General features: G+C 40.9%; 11 protein-coding genes and 3 pseudogenes. 2 read left to right on the top strand and 12 right to left on the bottom strand.

Going from position 1 to position 15,405, the window contains the following annotated elements; all coding sequences use genetic code 11:
• Positions 1-41: 41 nt before the first annotated feature.
• Both PGRAN_RS08405 and PGRAN_RS08400 read right to left on the bottom strand, forming a co-directional pair.
• Positions 42-929: an ATP-binding cassette domain-containing protein gene (locus tag PGRAN_RS08405; RefSeq protein WP_036066445.1), complete on the bottom strand. Its 888-nt coding sequence runs from the start codon at positions 927-929 to the stop codon at positions 42-44.
• Positions 930-935: 6 nt separating this feature from the next.
• Positions 936-1,313 carry a GntR family transcriptional regulator gene (locus tag PGRAN_RS08400; protein WP_036066444.1) on the bottom strand — a complete coding sequence of 126 codons (378 nt, stop codon included), beginning with the start codon at positions 1,311-1,313 and terminating at the stop codon, positions 936-938.
• 198 nt (positions 1,314-1,511) lie between these two features.
• Here PGRAN_RS08400 and gshAB point away from each other — a divergent pair.
• Positions 1,512-3,834, top strand: a pseudogene (gene gshAB / locus PGRAN_RS08395) (bifunctional glutamate--cysteine ligase GshA/glutathione synthetase GshB).
• 48 nt (positions 3,835-3,882) lie between these two features.
• On the opposite strand, the gene ychF reads toward gshAB, so the two are convergent.
• From ychF to PGRAN_RS08375, 3 genes and pseudogenes are all read right to left on the bottom strand, one after another.
• Positions 3,883-4,986: a redox-regulated ATPase YchF gene (gene ychF / locus PGRAN_RS08390; protein WP_036066443.1), complete on the bottom strand. Its 1,104-nt coding sequence runs from the start codon at positions 4,984-4,986 to the stop codon at positions 3,883-3,885.
• A 116-nt stretch (positions 4,987-5,102) separates the two neighbouring features.
• Complete coding sequence (locus PGRAN_RS08385) at positions 5,103-5,804, bottom strand: hypothetical protein (protein ID WP_036066442.1); 702 nt, start codon at positions 5,802-5,804, stop codon at positions 5,103-5,105.
• 599 nt (positions 5,805-6,403) lie between these two features.
• Positions 6,404-7,861, bottom strand: a pseudogene (locus PGRAN_RS08375) (catalase); the annotation flags it as partial.
• 357 nt (positions 7,862-8,218) lie between these two features.
• On the opposite strand from PGRAN_RS08375, the gene PGRAN_RS08370 reads away from it, so the two are divergent.
• On the top strand, positions 8,219-8,503 hold the full coding sequence (locus PGRAN_RS08370) for a hypothetical protein (RefSeq protein ID WP_036066439.1): 285 nt from the start codon (positions 8,219-8,221) through the stop codon (positions 8,501-8,503).
• A gap of 559 nt (positions 8,504-9,062) precedes the next feature.
• Here PGRAN_RS08370 and PGRAN_RS08365 read toward each other — a convergent pair.
• The 7 genes and pseudogenes from PGRAN_RS08365 to PGRAN_RS08335 all read right to left on the bottom strand — a co-directional run bounded on the left by PGRAN_RS08365 (position 9,063) and on the right by PGRAN_RS08335 (position 15,233).
• Complete coding sequence (locus PGRAN_RS08365) at positions 9,063-9,254, bottom strand: DUF951 domain-containing protein (protein WP_036066438.1); 192 nt, start codon at positions 9,252-9,254, stop codon at positions 9,063-9,065.
• A gap of 5 nt (positions 9,255-9,259) precedes the next feature.
• On the bottom strand, positions 9,260-10,117 hold the full coding sequence (locus PGRAN_RS08360) for a ParB/RepB/Spo0J family partition protein (RefSeq protein ID WP_036066437.1): 858 nt from the start codon (positions 10,115-10,117) through the stop codon (positions 9,260-9,262).
• Positions 10,110-10,871, bottom strand: a complete 762-nt coding sequence (locus PGRAN_RS08355; RefSeq protein ID WP_036066436.1) for a ParA family protein — start codon at positions 10,869-10,871, stop codon at positions 10,110-10,112. The genes PGRAN_RS08360 and PGRAN_RS08355 overlap by 8 nt, the downstream gene beginning before the upstream one ends.
• A gap of 151 nt (positions 10,872-11,022) precedes the next feature.
• Entirely contained in the window at positions 11,023-12,444 is a 1,422-nt protein-coding gene (locus tag PGRAN_RS08350; RefSeq protein ID WP_036066434.1) for a DHA2 family efflux MFS transporter permease subunit, read from the bottom strand.
• An 88-nt stretch (positions 12,445-12,532) separates the two neighbouring features.
• Complete coding sequence (locus tag PGRAN_RS08345) at positions 12,533-13,774, bottom strand: MFS transporter (protein ID WP_036066432.1); 1,242 nt, start codon at positions 13,772-13,774, stop codon at positions 12,533-12,535.
• A gap of 133 nt (positions 13,775-13,907) precedes the next feature.
• Positions 13,908-14,376: pseudogene (locus PGRAN_RS08340) on the bottom strand (MarR family winged helix-turn-helix transcriptional regulator).
• 119 nt (positions 14,377-14,495) lie between these two features.
• Positions 14,496-15,233 (bottom strand): helix-turn-helix domain-containing protein, encoded by a 738-nt coding sequence (locus PGRAN_RS08335; RefSeq protein ID WP_036066430.1) that lies wholly within the window; start codon positions 15,231-15,233, stop codon positions 14,496-14,498.
• Between the last annotated feature and the right edge of the window lie 172 nt (positions 15,234-15,405).

The following is a 15,405-nucleotide window of genomic DNA, read 5'->3' as shown; positions in this document are numbered from 1 at the left end:
CTTTCAACCACAAATGCTTATTTAACATGCTTCTTCTCCTCCTATATCTCGTAGTAGTCTATCTTGTCATCTGCTAAACGGATTGTAAATACATCTTCAATTGTAATCGCCATTTCCTGATAAAGAATCGGTTCCTCTGCTTTAATTTGAGCCACAAAGTCATCCACGTTCTCCGTTACAAGCAACGTATAAATCCGGCCATTTCGCTGCAACAACTCCGATTCCTGTTTCACAAAATCCGGAATATGCTTCGCCTTAAAGGCAACCTGTATCTTCAAAGCCGCATCACGCAACGTTTCCAAATAATAATCGAGCTCCAATTTAGAACCTTTTAAAACCAACACACGATCCGCCACCATCTCAAGCTCGTCCAAACGATGCGACGCAATCAGCACACTCGTATTCCGATCCGCCACTGTCTCTAGAATAAACTGAAGCAACTGCTTTTTCACAATCACATCCAGACCGTCCATCGGCTCATCCAACAATAAATACCGAACATCCAGTGAAAAAGCCAAAATCATGAAAAATAACGCCTTCCGTCCCTTTGAAAACGACATCACTCTTGCTTTTTTTGGCAGCTCAAAACGCTCCATTAACATATCAAAAAACGCTTCATCAAACGTTGCGTACACATTTTTATAAATTTTCACGACCGCTTTCACGCTGTACGAATTAAAGTAGTTCATATTATCCTCAAGAAAGAAGATGTTCTTTTTTAAAGCCGGGTACTTGCGCAAATCATAGCCATCAATTGCAACTTGGCCTGCATCAGCTATATACATTCCCGCAATAATCGAGAAAAGCGTCGTCTTCCCAACACCGTTGCGCCCAATAAGCGCAGTAATCTCACCAGGCTTGAGTTCAAAAGAAACATCTTCTAAAACTAAATTTCCCTCAATACTTTTTGTGACTCCATCAATAATCATCTACTTCTATCCCTCCAGGCTCGTATAATATGCACTCACTAATCCTTTTAATTCCTGTTCCTCAATCTGTAAATAATTCGCTTCCAAAATCAATTGTTCCAAATTCTTCCGAAATAGAGCTAATGCCTCTTGATTTGGTCCATTATCTCTAGAATACGCTACATACGCCCCTTTTCCAAGTTTGGTCTCGATTATACCGATGCGCTCCAATTCTTTGTAGGCTTTACTTACCGTATTTGGGTTCACCAGAATATGCGCCGACATCTCGCGAACACTCATCAATTTTTCGCCCGGCTCTAGAACTCCTCGGATACAATAGTCCTTAATGATCGCCACAATTTGCTCATAAATTGGAACATGACTTTGAGAATTTATAGTATACATTACTATCACTCTCCTCATGTGTCCTATTATAACTAGTACCGTTCTGAAAGTAAAGTTATTCATTACAATTATTTCAAAAATATTTCTTTAATATTTCACTTTGAAATTTTAGTAATCTAAAACCCTTTTGTATACTATTGACCATAATTATTGTAAGATAAATCTAGTAAACAAAATGGACTACAAGAAGGTGAAATCGTGCTATATAAAAATGATAATTTGTTTCCAATACTAGAACAACACGCCGATTTGAAAAAACGGCTATTTGAAGGAAACTTTGGGCTTGAAAAAGAAAATGTGCGGGTAGATAAAAACGGGAATTTGTCACTCACACCCCACCCTGAAATTTTTTGGCTTAAAAGAAGAAAATCCGTATATAAAAACGGATTTCTCAGAGAGTCAAATCGAGATGATTACTCCCGTCAGCAATTCTGTTGACGAAGTTTATACTGCAATGGAAAATCTGCAAAATATCGTATCTGACCGTATTCGAGACGAATATTTATGGCCAAATAGTAACCCGCCAATCCTTCCAGCAGAACAAGATATTCCCATCGCGGTCTACCAAAATCCACAGTCAGCAAGTCGACTATACCGGGAGCATTTGGCACGCGAATACGGGAAGAAAATCCAATTATTTTCTGGCATTCACTATAATTTTTCGTTCTCAGATGCGTTCTTGGCTGATCTTCACGAAAAACTGGGCGGCGAAAAAACTTTACAAGACTTCAAAAACCAAATATACCTCAAAGTCGCCAAATATTTCATGCAAAATCGCTGGTTCCTGCTTTATTTAACTGGAGCAAGCCCGATTTACCTTCCAGATTTTCTAAGTAAACCCGCGACGAACGAAGTTTCACGTGAAACATCCGATCTGATGCTGAAAAACGGCGTCTCCTTGCGTAATAGTCACGCCGGATATAAAAATAAATGTTCGCTACATGTGGATTATTGTAGTTTTGACAATTACATTGCTAGCATTCAATCATGGATCGATAACGGAAAAATCGACAGCATGCGCGAGCTGTACAACCCGATTCGATTGAAAAATTCCCATACCGATCAGTCACTAGCTGGTCTCGCTGAAGCTGGCGTCGAATATATTGAAATCCGCTCCCTAGATCTCAACCCTTTCGACCCAAACGGTATCACGAAAGAGACGATGCATTTTATCCAGTTGCTCCTTGTGACGGGCCTCCTAACAGAAAGCGAAGCCTTCGACAAATCGCATCAAGAACAATCTGATGAAAATGAAGAACGTATCGCAAGCGATGGCCTCTCACAACCTGATATTTTTGTAAACGGTTCGGAAATCCCATTTGAAAAAGCGGTCGACAAACTTCTAACAGAAATGGAACAAGTCGCCAAGCAAGTAGGTTCCGCTGAATTTTTAGACTTACTAGCCGAACAGCGCGAGATCAGCAGAAACCCTGAAAAAACAGTAGCCGCGCAGCTCGTAGCAACACCCGAATCATTCGTTCCCTTCCATCTTGAAAAAGCAAGAATCTATCTAAGTGAGAGCCTCCAAAACGCATACAAATTAATTGGTTACGAAGACATGGAGCTTTCCACACAAATCGTGCTGAAATCAGCTGTTACAAAAGGATTCGCAATCGAGCTCCTCGACCGTGAAGAAAATTTTATTCGTTTAGAAAAAGGGAATCAAGTTGAATATATTAAACAAGCAACGAAAACCGCTCGCGATAGCTATATTAGCGCGCTAATCATGGAAAATAAAGTCGTGACGAAGCAGGTGCTAGCAGAACACGGCATTGAAGTGCCACATGGCCGCAATTTTTCCGATCTCAAAACAGCTCAAGCTAATTTTGAGATGTTTGCTGACAAACCTATTGTCGTCAAACCTAAATCTACCAACTTTGGCATAGGAATCAGTATTTTCAAAGATGGTTTCACGCAGAAAGACTATGAGGAAGCGTTGAAAATAGCATTTAGTTACGACTCCTCGGTCATTATTGAAACCTATATCCCTGGCGACGAATATCGTTTCTTAGTCATCGATGGCAAAATAGCCGGTATTCTGAAGCGCATTCCTGCCAACGTAACAGGCGATGGCATTCATACCGTTTCCGAACTGATCGATGAAAAAAACCTTGATCCATTGCGAGGCACCGACCACCTTAAACCTCTAGAAGAAATTTTAAAAGGCCCTGAGGAAACGTTGATGCTTTCTATGCAAGGTTTTACGATGTCTGATGTTCCTCCTAGCGGCCAAGTAGTCTATCTACGCGAAAACTCAAATATCAGCACCGGCGGCGATAGTATTGACGTGACCGATCTGATTCATCCCTACTACCAAGAACTAGCGATTGAATGTGCTAAAGTTGTTGATGCCAACCTTTGCGGCGTGGATATCATTGTTTCACGTGAAACAATGGCAAATGGTCCCTATGCTGTGATTGAGCTCAATTTCAATCCGGCTATCAACATCCATGCTTTCCCATATCAAGGAGAAAACCGCCGAATTGGTGACATGATTCTAGATTTTCTATTTAAAAAATAAGCAAAGAGGCTAGGAACCGTGATTCCTAGCCTCTTCTTATGCAGAGCTTTATACATTAAATAGGAAATGTACAACATCTCCATCTTTCATCACGTACTCTTTCCCCTCTGAACGTAGTCGTCCGGCTACTTTTGCAGCTTGTTCTGAACCATGTTCTAGAAGGTCATCGTAGGAAACCACTTCCGCACGAATAAAGCCACGTTCAAAGTCCGTATGAATAACGCCGGCACATGCTGGAGCCTTCATACCATTGCGGAATGTCCAAGCACGAACTTCCTGAACACCTGCTGTGAAATAAGTAGATAAGCCAAGCAACGAGTATGCTGCACGAATCAACTGATCCAAACCAGACTCTTCAATGCCAAGCGCCTCAAGGAATTCCGCCTTATCTTCTTCGTCCAACTCAGCAATCTCTTCCTCCGCACGAGCACAGATCACGATAACCTCTGAGCCCTCACCAGCAGCCAGTTCACGCACTTGTTGCACGTATTTATTGTTGTCCGGATCGCCAACTTCATCCTCTGCCACGTTCGCTACATATAATACCGGTTTGCGAGTCAACAAGAACAACCCACGAACAATTTTATCCTCATCATCGTTAAACTCTACGGCGCGCGCTGGTTTATCATTTTCCAAAGCCTCTTTCAGCTTCAAAAGAACATTATATTCCGCAATCGCGTCTTTATCTTTTTGCTTCGTCGCTAATTTTTCAACACGGCTAATGCGTTTATCAACCGTCTCTAAATCCGCCAAAATAAGCTCCAGATTAATGACCGCGATATCATCTAATGGATCAATACGGCCTTCCACGTGTGTGATGTTCTCATCTTCAAAACAGCGTGTCACATGGCAAATCGCGTCCACTTGACGAATATGCGACAAGAACTGATTTCCAAGACCCTCGCCCTTACTCGCGCCCTTTACAATACCCGCAATATCCGTAAATTCGAACGTTGTTGGGACTGTTTTCTTCGGTTTCACAAGTTCCGTCAGTTTATTCAGACGCGAATCAGGAACCTCAACGATCCCCATATTTGGTTCAATTGTCGCGAACGGATAGTTTGCCGCTTCTACTTTTGATTTCGTAATTGCGTTAAAAAGCGTCGATTTCCCAACGTTTGGAAGACCAACGATACCAGCTGTTAATGCCATTTAAATGAACTCCTTTGATCGAAAAGCGCATCGGCTTTCCTCATTTTATATTCCACTCATGTTTCTATTATAAAGGTTTTCTCACTAAAAAGACACAAGAATTTGCCAAGTCGTGTCTAAACCGTATTCCCAATATCATTTAGCTTATTTATCTCAACGTTCATACTGCCCAACATATCGATCGACAGCTCATCCATCAACTTCACAAGTCGCTTAATCACAGCTCTGTAGTTCTCAAGCTCCAGCCGAAATCCTTTCGAATCACCGATTAAAAGCTCATGTTCCATCGTGCTCAAATATTTATTACTATAATTAAATGTCGACACAATCAACTTCACCTTCTCCAGATCCTCCGGAAAATAAATGCTCATCAACTCAATCTCATGAATATACTTCTCCGTTTCATTCCGATTTTCAATCAACCGTGCCCGTATTTTCTCACTCTCCAAAATCTGCCCAATATCCTTGATAAAGCTCATTATTTCCTCGTTTTTATAAATCGCCGTGTTCAGCAAACCGTACGTCTTCTCGATCTTTTGAAAAAGCAATTCCTTGTATAAAAATTCAGCTTGAATCTGCCGTTCCTTCCGAGCATTCATATCAATCTCATCTCTTAACGCCTTATTTTGCTGTTTCGTCTCACTAAAAGCAAGCATCACAGCACCAATAATTCCAAAAAACGAGCCGATAAAGTTATACATTCCATCAATCGTCAGCTCATTATCAATACTCCGCATCAAAACAGGCACGATAATAAATAGCAAACCAATAATCATAATACCCAACATCAACCAATGGTCTTTGATAAATCGGATCATCTGCCTCATCTCCCTTTGCGTTCCTTATCTTATTCCCCGTAAAAGTTGAATTCTAACTTTAAAAGTAAGATAAAAAATCGCATGAATCCATTTTTCCAAATGTTATTTTCATGCGATTTCTTATCCTTTTGTCTGGCTTATTTTTATCAGCTATTATTAGAATGGATAATCAAATTTTTCGTAATTATAAAATATCATCAAACTAACTTTATCATTAAACAATCCTATTACAAGTTTTTGATTTGTATTAGAATCTTGATACTCTATTACATCCCCGTATCGCTCCGCACGCCGCTGTTATTTCTTTGAAGGTACTACCTAGTTTTATATTTTTTTCCGTCGAGAAATTTTGGTTAGGAACTTCATTCACTAACTCAATACAAACAACTTTTTTATTTTCAGCTGTCACTACAAAACTATTTTTGTCATTGTATATAGTAGACATTATTTTTACCTTCTTGAGCGATAAAAAAAATCCGGATAGTAAGGTTTACATGTTCGCTTCGCTCTCATGCATATTGGAGCTGTAACTCATTGCAATGCGAACAGCCCTAACAACAAAACCGGCAGAGCATCACGCCCCACCGGTTCATCTTAACTTATTTCAAATCAGAAATATGTTTCTCCAAATCAATACCCGTTCCTTTTGCTACGCGTTCTGCAAAGACTGGCTCCACTTGGTAGAAGTTGCGCAGATTACGAACACGAATGTCCTCACGTACGCCTTCCCAATCGCCAACGATATTGTTCACTAACGCATCACGTTCCGCGTCAGAATAACGATTCCAAACCTCACGCGCATGACCGAAGTTGTTCGGCTTTTCTTGCTCCAAACGACCAACGATACCCGCGATCAATTCTTGCTCATCTTCCACATAACGCGGCGTTTCTTTCGGCGTGTTGTCATAGCTATTTGGCTCATAGTTAATCGAGCTCGTTTGCTGTTTGAACGGCATTGCGCCATCACGCTGGTTGTTGTTCACATCCACTTTTGGACTGTTAATTGGCAACTGCAAGTAATTCGGGCCTACACGGTGACGCTGCGTATCCGAATACGAGAACAAACGACCTTGTAACATACGATCCTCCGATGGCAAAATTCCCGGTACAAGTACACCAGGGTTAAAACCAACCGATTCCGTTTCCGCAAAAATGTTTTCTGGATTGCGGTTTAGCGTCATCGTTCCAACATGCTCATACGGGAACACGTCTTCAAACCAATCTTTCGTCGCATCAAGCGGGTTAAAATCATAGTTATCGATATCCGCTGGGTCAAGCACTTGAATAAACAAATCCCACTCAGGGAAATCGCCGTTTTCGATCGCTTCATGAAGATCGCGAGTCGCATGGCTGAACTCTTTTGCTTGGATTTGTGACGCTTGGTCTGTCGAAAGGTTCACGATACCCGCTTTTGGCACCCAACGCATTTTGATATAAACGGTTTTGCCTTCTTCGTTTGTCCATTTGAATGCATGGACACTAGAACCACGAATTTGGCGGTAAGAAGCAGGAATTCCTTCATCGCTGAACAAGTATGTAAGCATTGTCACAGCCTCCGGAGTCAAGCTAAAGAAGTCCCAGTAACGGTTTCCGTCTTGCATATTCGTACTTGGATCAGGCTTGAGCGAATGGATAACATCCGGGAATTTAATTGCATCGCGAATAAAGAATACAGGCAAGTTATTACCAACAAAATCATAATTTCCCTCTTCTGTATAAAATTTAACCGCAAATCCACGTGGATCACGCAATGTTTCCGGAGAATGCAAACCATGAATTACAGTAGAAAAACGGGCAAAAACCTCTGTTTCTTGTCCTTCTTCTTGTAAAAATGCTGCTTTCGTATATTTCTTCATGCTATTCTTCACTTTAAATACGCCATGTGCACCAGTTCCACGAGCATGTACGACACGTTCAGGAACACGTTCGCGATCGAAATGAGCTAACTTTTCAATCAGCACGTAATCTTCTAATAATGTTGGTCCACGACGCCCAGCCGTCATCGAATTCTGGTTATCACCGATTGGAACACCTTGGTTTGTTGTTAGTTTTTTTTGTCATTCACACATACCTCCGTTTTTATAATAATTATAAAGTAATACTAACTCTATTCTACAAAACATATGCTCGGAAAACAACTATTAGCCCTTGCAAAAACTAGGTTGATCACTTATATTCAAAAATAAGGATGCCCTTGCACTTGGCGTGAAATCATGCTATTCTATAGATAATTCATATTCTCGTTCCCGATAAGGGAGTAGCAGTAATAGTAAAGTCGTCAATACGGGGCAACCCCGGCTTTACTTGCAATGTCATCATTGTTTGCGAGACCTTACGTTTCTTACGTAAGGTCTTTTTTGCATACTTTTTTGGGAAACACAGTCTATGAAAATCGCACAAAAGGAGACGATAGTATGGCTTTATTCGATTTTTTGAAAGATATGGCAACAGAAAAAGTAACAGATTTACTCGGCGGTGCAGGTGACGTCGTCGATCAAGTAACTGGCGGCGCAACAGATCTCACGGAACAAGCGCAGAACTTAACAGAACAAATCAACCCCGAAGAAATCACAGGTCAAATCAGCGAACAAGCTGGCGGCCTCGTTGATCAAGTAACAGAAAACGCAAATATCACAGAATCGCTTGGTGATGTTGGAAATATCGTGGACGGAATTAAAGACTTATTTGGTGGGAAGTAACAGAGCATGATTAAAAGGCCAAGATGACTACATGAAATCGGTAGTATGTTGGCCTTTCGTGTTTTTAAATTAAAAATCGTTTTATTTTGCTTTTTTGAACAAAAATATAAAACAACTAATTATCTACACAAATTTGACATATTATGAGTGTTACAGTACTATGATTTTGAAAACGAATACATAAAGATCAGGGAGCTAAACCAAATGACTATTTTCAAAATAATATCCAGTGTTCTTCTAGTTGTATATGCTATCCTCTTTATAAATATAATGTATAGCATTATTCAAACACAGAAGGCTTTGCTTACCCTATTTGGATTCAAATCCTGCTTTCTCTCTCCTTTTTAGCAGTGGCCTTGCTAAATTTCACTCAAAAGCGTTACATTCTTGGCGGCGTCTTAACAAGCGCAGTTCTCATGCTTGGGATTAGTATTGCTATTACTACTATTGCATAATAAAAAGCGTTGAACGAACAGCTCAGGCTAGATGTGCACCCCAAAAGTTAGATTTTTGGTCTAACTTTTGGGGTGCACATCGGCTACTCATTCAACGCTTTTATTTACTCAGCTCTCTCCAAAACCCGCTTCAATTTCTTCGTAAACTCGCGTCTTGGAATCATCACACTATGTCCGCAACCTTCACACTTAATCCGAATATCCATTCCCAGTCGGATAATACGCCAACGATTGGTCCCACATGGATGCTGCTTCTTCATTTCAACAATATCATTTAGATTAAAAGTCTGTTCCATACATCTTAATCCTCATCAAACTGAACATCTAAGATTTCTAAAATGCGACCTAAATCGTCCTCAGATAAAAATTCAATCTCAATTTTACCTTTGTTATCACGACGCTTAATAGAAACCGCTGTTCCGAATTTATCACGCAATTGTGATTCGCTTTCTTTGATGAAAATCGGGATTTTTTCTTGCTTTTTAGGTGTTTCACGTGAAACATTCCCGTTCAAATCCCCGACTAATTTCTCCAACTGGCGAACCGTCAAACCATCAGCCACCGTCTTTTTAGCGACTGGCTTGATGTTCTTCTTGTCTTTCAACCCGAGCAGTGCACGAGCGTGTCCCATCGATAACGAACCATCACGAAGCATCACTTGAACTTCTGCTGGCAATGAAAGTAAGCGAACCATATTGGCGATATACGGACGACTTTTTCCTAAACGATCAGCCAATTTCGCTTGCGTTAAGTCCAGATTTTTCATTAGCAAATCGTAGGATTCCGCCTCTTCAAGCACGGATAAATCTTCCCGTTGCAAATTCTCCAAAACGGCTAACTCCATCATTTCGCGATCATCGAGTGTACGAACAACCGCTGGAATAACCTCTAAACCAGCTTCCTTGGCTGCGCGGAAACGACGCTCACCAACAACCAGTTCGTAGCCCTTTGGTTCAGATTTCCGCAAAATAACCGGTTGCAAAATACCGTGGAGCTTGATAGAATCGCGCAATTCGCGGAGTGCTGTAGGATCAAATGTTTTACGTGGTTGATATGGATTTGGACGGATTTCGCCAACAGGGATATTCTGTACTGCTTCTTCGTTCTGATCAATATTATTGAACAGCGCGCTAATCCCTTTTCCTAATCCTTTAGCCATGTGCAATCACTTCCTTTGCAAGATCTACGTATACTTCCGAACCTCGAGATTTGTCATCATACAAAATAATCGGCTTACCGTGACTTGGTGCTTCACTTAAACGAATATTACGTGGAATAATCGTTTCGAACACTTTATTTTGGAAGTATTTCTTCACTTCATCGATAACTTGAATACCTAAATTCGTTCTGGCATCAAGCATCGTCAATAATACGCCTTCAATTTGTAAGTCTGCATTCAGATGTTTTTGAACGATCCGAATCGTATTTAATAGCTGGCTCAAGCCTTCTAGCGCGTAATATTCGCATTGAACAGGGATTAAAACCGTATCAGAAGCAGTTAGCGCATTTAGCGTTAGCAAGCCTAGGGATGGCGGGCAATCAATAATGACATAATCGTAGTTATCACGCACGGAATCAATCGCCTTTTTAAGACGAATTTCGCGTGAAATGGCGGGAACGAGCTCAACCTCTGCTCCAGCAAGTTGAATCGTAGCAGGAACCACTTCTAACGTTTCCATAGCTGTTGGTTTAATGACATCTTTAAGGGCAACATCATCAACTAGCACATCGTAAACACAATGCTCGATCTCACCTTTGTTGATACCAACTCCGCTCGATGCATTCCCTTGCGGATCGATGTCCACAAGCAGTACTTTCTTACCTAAAAACGCAAGACTGGAACTTAAGTTAACAGATGTCGTCGTCTTGCCCACGCCACCTTTTTGATTTGCTAGTGCGATCACTTTGCTCAATCTATTTCACCAACCCTCATATATTAGTAGTTTCGCTACACTTCTCATACTCTATTCTATCAAAAAAATAGGGTTTCGTCTTACTTTATGCGAAAATAAATTTCATTATAGGAAAAAGCCGCGTCAGAAATTTAACGACACGGCTCATTTTTTATGCTTTTTTACGTAAAAATAGAGAGATAACTAGGCCAATAATCGCCATCACTAGGCCGAACGTAAATGCATTACGCGAACCTTCAACGAGTGATGCGGCCAAGTCTTGCGGTCCTGGATTCGTCACAGTCGCCATATATGCTTTTTGGCCCGCCGACAAAATCGTGATCGCCACCGCTGTACCAATTGCACCAGAAACTTGTTGTAACGTATTCATGATCGCTGTACCATCTGGATACATTTTTGGTGGTAGTTGGTTGAGACCGTTCGTCTGCGCTGGCATCATGATCATACAAACGCCAATCATCAGTGCACTATGCAAAAGAACGATCGTCGTAGCAGACGTGTCTAATGTGATTTGTGTTAGGAACCACAGTGTCACAACGGAAACGATAAAACCTGGAACCACGAGTACGCGCGCGCCGAATGCATCGAACAGACGCCCTGTAACCGGTGATAAGAGACCGTTTATCACCCCACCTGGTAAAAGTACTAGTCCTGCTGAAAATGCGGCTAAGGCTAGTCCTGTTTGCAAATAGAGCGGTAATAGTATCATCGTAGACAAAATAATCATGAATGCGATAAAAACGATCAGTAATCCAAGCGTAAACATTGGAAACTTGAAAACACGCAGGTCCATCATCGGTTGATCCATTGTGAGCTGGCGCCAAGCAAATAATGCTAGGCTAACCGCACCGATAATCATAGTCGTAATAACAAGTGCGCTACCCCAGCCACTTTCACCGGCACTACTAAATCCGTATACAATTCCCCCAAAACCGAGCGTCGATAAAATAATCGATAAAATATCAATGCGCGGTTTTGTGATTTCGGATACATTTTTCATATAACGCAGTCCAAAAAGTAATGAGAATACAAGGAACGGTAAAGCGATCCAGAAGATCCAGTTCCATGTTAAGTTTTCGATAATTAGTCCAGAAATCGTTGGTCCAACTGCCGGTGCAAACATGATAACAAGACCGATAAGCCCCATCGCTGAACCCCTTTTATGCTCTGGGAAAATGACCAGAATTGTATTGAACATGAGCGGTAGCAAAAGCCCTGTTCCGATAGCTTGGATGACCCGTGCCACCATCAAGACACCGAAATCTGGTGCTAAAGCTGCAATCAATGTCCCCACAATGGAAAACCCAACCGATGCAAAAAATAGTTTTCGCGTGGTAAACCATTGTAATAAGAGTCCTGAAACTGGTACCAAAATCCCCAGTGTGAGCAAGTACCCCGTCGTTAACCATTGAATGGTTGCTGAACTTACATCAAATACACGAATTAAATCCGTAAGTGCCATATTTAAAGCTGTTTCACTAAACAAGCCTATAAATCCTGCAATTAGAAAAGCCGTAACAATCGGTATCGTCTTAAAGTCCTGTCTTTCTTGCGCTGTTATTGTCTTACTCATAAGAATTCCCCCTCTTCACATTGAATGCGTGAAGGTTTAATTCTAAGGGTTTTCGCGAGTAAAGTCAAGCAAATGAGAACATATGTTTTCAGTCGGTTGTAACTAGCTTGCTTCTATATAAAACAAGTACGGCAACTGCTATCAGAACAATTGCCATAACAGCTGGTGCAGCATGGCCAAGTCTTACATAAATAAAGCCGCCGATGATCGGTCCAATGATGCGGGCTAAAGCTTGGATAGACTGGCTTCCACCTTGAATCCGACCTTGTTCACTCGCATCTGCAGACTTCGAAAGCATACCATTGAACGAAGGCCCAAAGATCGAATCACCGAAACCGAAGATAAATATCCCGATGATAAACAAAGGAGCAGTCGAAAGCAAGGTCGATGCTGCAATAAAGACGTAGCCGGTAATTTCTGCGATCATACCAAGAATCGCTATCTGCTTATCACTCAGTTTTTTCAACAGTTGTGGCATGATGAAAGCTTGTGAAATGATATCTTGAAAACCGATAATCGAGAATACAAGGCCAATAAGTGCCGGTTTCCAGCTAAACGTATCAATTGTAAATTGAGACAAAATAGCTTGCATCGAGCCATTAGGTATCCAAAGTAGGAACGCCGCAATCAGCAATCGATTTAAATTTTTAATAGAAAGGACTTCGAAAAGTTGAGTAAATGGATTCAGTCTTGTAAGCTTGATTTCTTGCAGTCTATTTTTCTTATCTAGGCTTTCAGGCATAAAGAAGAATCCGTAAACTACATTTAGCAAGGCGATAATGGCACCAAAGTAAAGTGGCGCGGCGTAACCGAAATGAGTAGCAAGCAATCCACCTATCGTTGGACCCATCACAGAACCAGCACCAGCCATTGCCCCCACCCAACCGAAGTATTTTGTCCGTTGCTCGCGGGGGGTAATATCCGCAAAGTAGGCGAAAATCGTACTGATACTTCCACCGGTTATACCTTCTATAATGCGCCCAGCAAACAGTACCCACAGCGCTCCTCCAATACCAAAAATGAAAAAGCCGATTGATGCACCGAGAAGACTCACTAGAAGTAATGGACGGCGACCGTATCTATCGCTCAAAGCCCCAAGTACAGGCGCTGCGAAAAACATACAGATAGCGTAAACAGACATTAGTAGCGTCACAACGATAGCCTGATTGGAAGGATCGTTTATGTAAGGCTGCACTAAGAATGGGATGACGGGCGTAATGATACTAAAGCCTATTCCGATAAGAAATACCGAGATAAGACCAAATATTAGAGCGTGTTTGTTGATAGTTTGTTCTGTGTTTTGTTCCTTTGGTGATTTAAGTTTAAACATGTAAATTCTCCTTTGAAATTCGCGTTTTAGTTTCCTTGTCAACAATAATAACATTTTTTAGTTTCCTTGTCAACAAAAAAAGAGTCCCACCTTCCATAATAGAAAGTGGAACTTCCATGTCGCTTACGTTTCATTACTCTGGTTGCCTATCTAATTTCTCTATTTCCGTATCTAAATGCTTGCTATACCTGTCCACAAATCGAAGCATACTATCAAATTGCTCCTCTGTTACTTCCTCAAAAACAACTTTATCGCGTTCTTTAAACTCATTGTGCAGATCATCATGAATTTTATAGACTTTTTTACCTTGTGCAGTTAGGCGAAAATAAATTTCTTTCTTATTATCCGGCTTCTGATAGCTTTCAATTAAGCCTTTTTTTTATGAGTTTCTTCGTCATTTTACTAATAGCTCCGCGTGTCATATAGCAGGAATCCGCAAGTATAGTCACGTTTGAATCGGCGTTTTCCTCCATGTATTCGATGCAATGTACCTCAGAAGGCGTGTATCCTTTAAGGCTCTCCTCCATCTTCAACTTGTTGAGCCAAGCCATCTTATTATACAATTCCCGAACTCGCGCCAACACTTCGTCTTCTTTATTCATGGCCTATCCTCCATTCCGTGCGTTACTAATAGTATAGTCAATTTTTGTTTCTATTTCAACAATATTAAAAAATGGTTCCCGATTAAAATCAGAAACCATTCCGTGATTATTATACAATTTTAGTGAATCGTCAAATGATCCTCTTTAAATTCTGTGGAGACATCGAGCACTTCACACGCTTTTTGATACATCCGCACACTCATATCTGGGTCCCCCGCTTCTAAACGCGAAACAACAAGCGGTGATAAATCAGATTTTAAACTTAAATCTAGTTGTGACCATTTCTTTTTCACACGTTTTGCGAAGATGAGCTGACCTAGACGCGCCGAAAAACTGTCTAAGTAGTGAACGATCGCTTCATTTTCCCATGCCAATGTTTTTAGCGTCTCAAACTCATAATCATCTTTTCCGATGCTAAGTTTCGCTTCAGCGCGGCGCAGGAAAATACGTTTCACTTCCTCACGATATGCGCTCATTTTGTCATTGAATGGGTTGCGATCTTTAAAATAGCCTTTTACGAAGCAATAATACGTTTCTGTCTCAGAAAAAGCCGTAAAGTAAAGCATCCGACAGTTTTTATCCTTGAAATGGACTTTCATTTCTTGAATTGGCTGATCCACTGACGTCTCGATTTTATTTGTTTGCAGTGAATACGACTGATTTTTGCCGATCGTTAAGTGAATTTCGGGTAAAACCTGATGCCCTGTTGTTAATTTTCTTGTTTCTGCTTTTTCTAGTTGCAGTAGGCCTTGTAATAAAAGGGTCGACATTAAAGGTTGTTCGCTTATTAAACTGTGTAGGAAATCATATGCTTGAAATTCATCTTGTTCATCTCTTACAAAAATTATTTTCGCCATACCTTTCGCAGTAGCACGCTTTAAAATGCACTGCTCCCTCCTTTATCTATCGTTATACCTTTATTGTATAGGTTTTCATGAAAAATTGCACCTTACTTGCGCGAGGGAATCTTAATTCTTCTTTTTACCTATTCAAAAATAGAAACGAAAGCAAGAATTAGACTGCCATTCC

Origin of the sequence: Listeria grandensis FSL F6-0971 (assembly GCF_000525835.1) — a bacterium.
Lineage (GTDB): Bacteria > Bacillota > Bacilli > Lactobacillales > Listeriaceae > Listeria_A > Listeria_A grandensis.
This window is presented reverse-complemented; position numbering and strand designations above follow the sequence as displayed.

Excerpts from the sequence above, each read along its gene's own strand:
- PGRAN_RS08405 (WP_036066445.1), bottom strand. The coding sequence starts at position 929 with ATGATTATTGATGGAGTCACAAAAAGTATTGAGGGAAATTTAGTTTTA.
- PGRAN_RS08400 (WP_036066444.1), bottom strand. The coding sequence starts at position 1,313 with ATGTATACTATAAATTCTCAAAGTCATGTTCCAATTTATGAGCAAATT.
- ychF (WP_036066443.1), bottom strand. The coding sequence starts at position 4,986 with ATGGCATTAACAGCTGGTATCGTTGGTCTTCCAAACGTTGGGAAATCG.
- PGRAN_RS08385 (WP_036066442.1), bottom strand. The coding sequence starts at position 5,804 with ATGATCCGATTTATCAAAGACCATTGGTTGATGTTGGGTATTATGATT.
- PGRAN_RS08370 (WP_036066439.1), top strand. The coding sequence starts at position 8,219 with ATGGCTTTATTCGATTTTTTGAAAGATATGGCAACAGAAAAAGTAACA.
- PGRAN_RS08365 (WP_036066438.1), bottom strand. The coding sequence starts at position 9,254 with ATGGAACAGACTTTTAATCTAAATGATATTGTTGAAATGAAGAAGCAG.
- PGRAN_RS08360 (WP_036066437.1), bottom strand. The coding sequence starts at position 10,117 with ATGGCTAAAGGATTAGGAAAAGGGATTAGCGCGCTGTTCAATAATATT.
- PGRAN_RS08350 (WP_036066434.1), bottom strand. The coding sequence starts at position 12,444 with ATGAGTAAGACAATAACAGCGCAAGAAAGACAGGACTTTAAGACGATA.
- PGRAN_RS08345 (WP_036066432.1), bottom strand. The coding sequence starts at position 13,774 with ATGTTTAAACTTAAATCACCAAAGGAACAAAACACAGAACAAACTATC.
- PGRAN_RS08335 (WP_036066430.1), bottom strand. The coding sequence starts at position 15,233 with ATGGCGAAAATAATTTTTGTAAGAGATGAACAAGATGAATTTCAAGCA.